Below are 3,766 nucleotides of genomic sequence, written 5' to 3'. Positions count from 1 at the left end.
TTGCTTCCACGGTGCTTTCAGTTGTGATGGCGCAACGCAAAAGCCCGCTCGGGCGCGGTGTGTAATATATTGATATTGTGTAGTGATTTAGGTTGCGGGAGTAGGGTTTGAACCTTTGGCCTTCAGGTTATGAGCCTGACGAGGTGAAGACGTTAAGCAATTGATCCAGTGGATCAATTTTAGTCTGAACGGGCTGTGTTGATATTATTCGACCTGGTTGCGGGAGTAGGATTTGAACCTACGACCTTCAGGTTATGAGCCTGACGAGCTACCGGGCTGCTCCATCCCGCGACACTAGGTTGGCCTATCGCTTTCGCTACTTGAGGCCGGGGTCGAATAAGTATTGTTATCATTTAGAGAGAATTGGGATTTTTCTAGGTTTGGCGGTGACCTACTCTCCCGGGGCTTAAGCCCAAGTACCATTGGCGCGGCAGTGCTTAACTTCCGGGTTCGGGATGGGACCGGGTGTTTCACTTGCGCTATGACCACCAAACCGAGGAAAATCCCACGTTGCGACTTGCGTAGCAAGCGCGACGGGTGGCAGGCAGCGTCTTTTGCGTGCAAAAGGCGCGTTGCCACTCGGTAGTGTAATCAATCAACAGTGCCGCTTGGCGCGACACAGCCATCGTTAGTCTAAGGTGTGTATGTTTTTGATTTGTCTTTCCATTACTGGATCAAATCAAGCCTATCGGGCGATTAGTACCGGTCAACTGAACGCATTACTGCGCTTACATCTCCGGCCTATTGACGTGGTGGTCTTCCACGGCCCTCAGGGAGACCTTGTTTTGAGGGGGGCTTCCCGCTTAGATGCCTTCAGCGGTTATCCTGTCCGATCATAGCTACCCTGCACTGCTGCTGGCGCAACAACAGGTCCACCAGTGGATCGTTCACCCCGGTCCTCTCGTACTAGGGGCAACTCCTCTCAAGTCTCCTACACCCACGGCAGATAGGGACCGAACTGTCTCACGACGTTCTAAACCCAGCTCACGTACCTCTTTAAACGGCGAACAGCCGTACCCTTGGGACCTGCTCCAGCCCCAGGATGAGATGAGCCGACATCGAGGTGCCAAACACTGCCGTCGATATGGACTCTTGGGCAGTATCAGCCTGTTATCCCCGGCGTACCTTTTATCCGTTGAGCGATGGCCCTTCCACTCGGGACCACCGGATCACTATGGCCGTCTTTCGACTCTGCTCGACTTGTCAGTCTCGCAGTCAGGCTGGCTTCTGCCATTGCACTCAACGAGCGATTTCCGACCGCTCTGAGCCAACCTTCGCGCGCCTCCGTTACGCTTTAGGAGGCGACCGCCCCAGTCAAACTACCCGCCACGCAGGGTCCCGGATCCGGATAACGGACCGCGGTTAGACATCAAGAGTGCGAAGGGTGGTATCTCAAGGGAGGCTCCACAGGGACTAGCGTTCCTGCTTCAAAGCCTACCACCTATCCTGCACATCACAATCCTGATGCCAGTGCGAAGCTGTAGTAAAGGTGCACGGGGTCTTTCCGTCTAACCGCGGGAAGCCTGCATCTTGACAGGCAATTCAATTTCGCTGAGTCGATGTTGGAGACAGCGGGGAAGTCGTTACGCCATTCGTGCAGGTCGGAACTTACCCGACAAGGAATTTCGCTACCTTAGGACCGTTATAGTTACGGCCGCCGTTTACCTGGGCTTCAATTCAAGGCTCTCACCTCTCCTTTTAACCTTCAGGCACCGGGCAGGCGTCAGACCCTATACGTCGTCTTGCGACTTCGCAGAGCCCTGTGTTTTTAATAAACAGTCGCCACCCCCTGGTTTGTGCCCCCAGCCCCTAGTTGCCTAGGAACCGGGCCTCCTTCTCGCGAACTTACGGAGGTATTTTGCCGAGTTCCTTCAACATCGTTCTCTCAAGCGCCTTGGTATTCTCTACCAGTCCACCTGTGTCGGTTTAGGGTACGGTCTTATAGGAGGGCTATTTCCAGGAACCTCTCAGCAGCCCATTCAATCCGATAAGGATGAACTACCTCTGAGATCCGTCACCACTCCACGGCCTAGGAATATTAACCTAGTTCCCATCGCCTACGCCTTTCGGCCTCGGCTTAGGGGCCGGCTTACCCTGCTCAGATTAGCTTTAAGCAGGAACCCTTGGACTTTCGGCGAGAGTGTCTCTCACACTCTTTGTCGCTACTCATGTCATCATTCTCACTAGTGATCTCTCCACCGGATCGCTCACGCGCCGGCTTCATCGAAAGCCTCTCTCCTCCAATACGCCCGAAGACGTGAAGGAGGAATGAGACTATGTCACACTACGCTCTGCTACCATGCCTTACGGCATCCTAAGCTTCGGCTCATGGCTTGAGCCCCGTTACATCTTCGCCGCAGGACAACTTATTTAGACCAGTGAGCTGTTACGCTATCTTTAAAGGATGGCTGCTTCTAAGCCAACCTCCTGGTTGTTTTGGTCGTCCCACCTGCTTTCCCACTTAGCCATGAATTGGGGGCCTTAGCTGTAGGTCAGGGTTGTTTCCCTCTCCACTACGGACGTTAGCATCCGCAGTGTGTCTGCCATCTAGTACTCCCGGGTATTCGGAGTTTGGTTAGGATCAGTAAGCCTGTGGGGCCCCATTACCCATCCAGTGCTCTACCCCCCGGGGTATTCGGATGACGCTCTACCTAAATAGATTTCGCAGAGAACCAGCTATCTCCGAGTTTGATTGGCCTTTCACCCCTAGGCACAGCTCATCCCGATCCTTTTCAACGGATGTGGGTTCGGTCCTCCAGTAAGTGTTACCTTACCTTCAACCTGGCCATGCCTAGATCACTCGGTTTCGGGTCTGATCCCACGAACTCATGCGCCCTATTAAGACTCGCTTTCGCTACGCCTACACCTAACGGCTTAAGCTTGCTCGTGAGACCAAGTCGATGACCCATTATACAAAAGGTACGCCGTCACCCCGCAAGGAGGCTCCGACTGATTGTAGGCGTTCGGTTTCAGGTACTGTTTCACTCCCCTCGTCGGGGTGCTTTTCACCTTTCCCTCACGGTACTGGTTCACTATCGGTCAGCAAGGAGTACTTAGCCTTCGAAGGTGGTCCTCCGATCTTCAGACAGAATTTCACGTGTTCCGCCCTACTTAATACGTCCTTCAGAGCTTAGAATACGGGGCTGTCACCCGCTATGGCCATGCTTCCCAACATGTTCTTCTCACTCATCCGGCTCGGCTGGTCCCCGTTCGCTCGCCGCTACTAGGGGAGTATCAATTGATTTCCTTTCCTCCGGGTACTTAGATGTTTCAGTTCCCCGGGTTTGCCTTTATAACCCTATGTATTCAGGTCATAAATACCTGGTTAAGCCCATTATTGACTGGCAAAGCCAACAATAACAAACTTTCAGGTGGGTTGCCCCATTCAGAAATCCATGGATCAAAGCTTATTCTCAGCTCCCCATGGCTTATCGCAGAGTATCACGTCTTTCATCGCCTCTTGCTGCCAAGGCATTCACCAAACGCCCTTCTCGCGCTTGATTTGATCCAGAAAAAGAAAGACACACTTTAGTGTCCTACCGCCTATTCGGCTACTTGAGGACGTTTAACCGTCCACAACCGAAGCTGCGTCAGAACATATGTCAATCGAGACCGCCCAGCTGGTAACTAAAGGCAGTCATTCTTCTGAACCAAAAACATACATTTCCCGCCCCCGTCTCTTGGACGAGGACAAATGAGCAACCCCATATGGTCTCTCAGCCGTGCAGCTGATCAACGCAGGTCGCTCGGGTTAGTATATTAGACT

1 tRNA gene and 2 rRNA genes are annotated in these 3,766 nt (G+C 52.9%); all 3 read right to left on the bottom strand.

What is annotated here, in order from left to right:
• Window positions 1–214: 214 nt before the first annotated feature.
• Window positions 215–291 (bottom strand) — tRNA-Met (locus AC2FIZ_RS20570).
• An 87-nt stretch (window positions 292–378) separates the two neighbouring features.
• A 5S ribosomal RNA gene (gene rrf, locus AC2FIZ_RS20565) occupies window positions 379–493 on the bottom strand.
• A 182-nt stretch (window positions 494–675) separates the two neighbouring features.
• Window positions 676–3,503 (bottom strand): 23S ribosomal RNA (locus AC2FIZ_RS20560).
• Between the last annotated feature and the right edge of the window lie 263 nt (window positions 3,504–3,766).

Source organism: Ruegeria sp. CDSB022 (genome assembly GCF_059611145.1).
The sequence above is the reverse complement of the archived record's forward strand: the minus strand, read 5'-3'. Positions and strand labels throughout refer to the sequence as shown.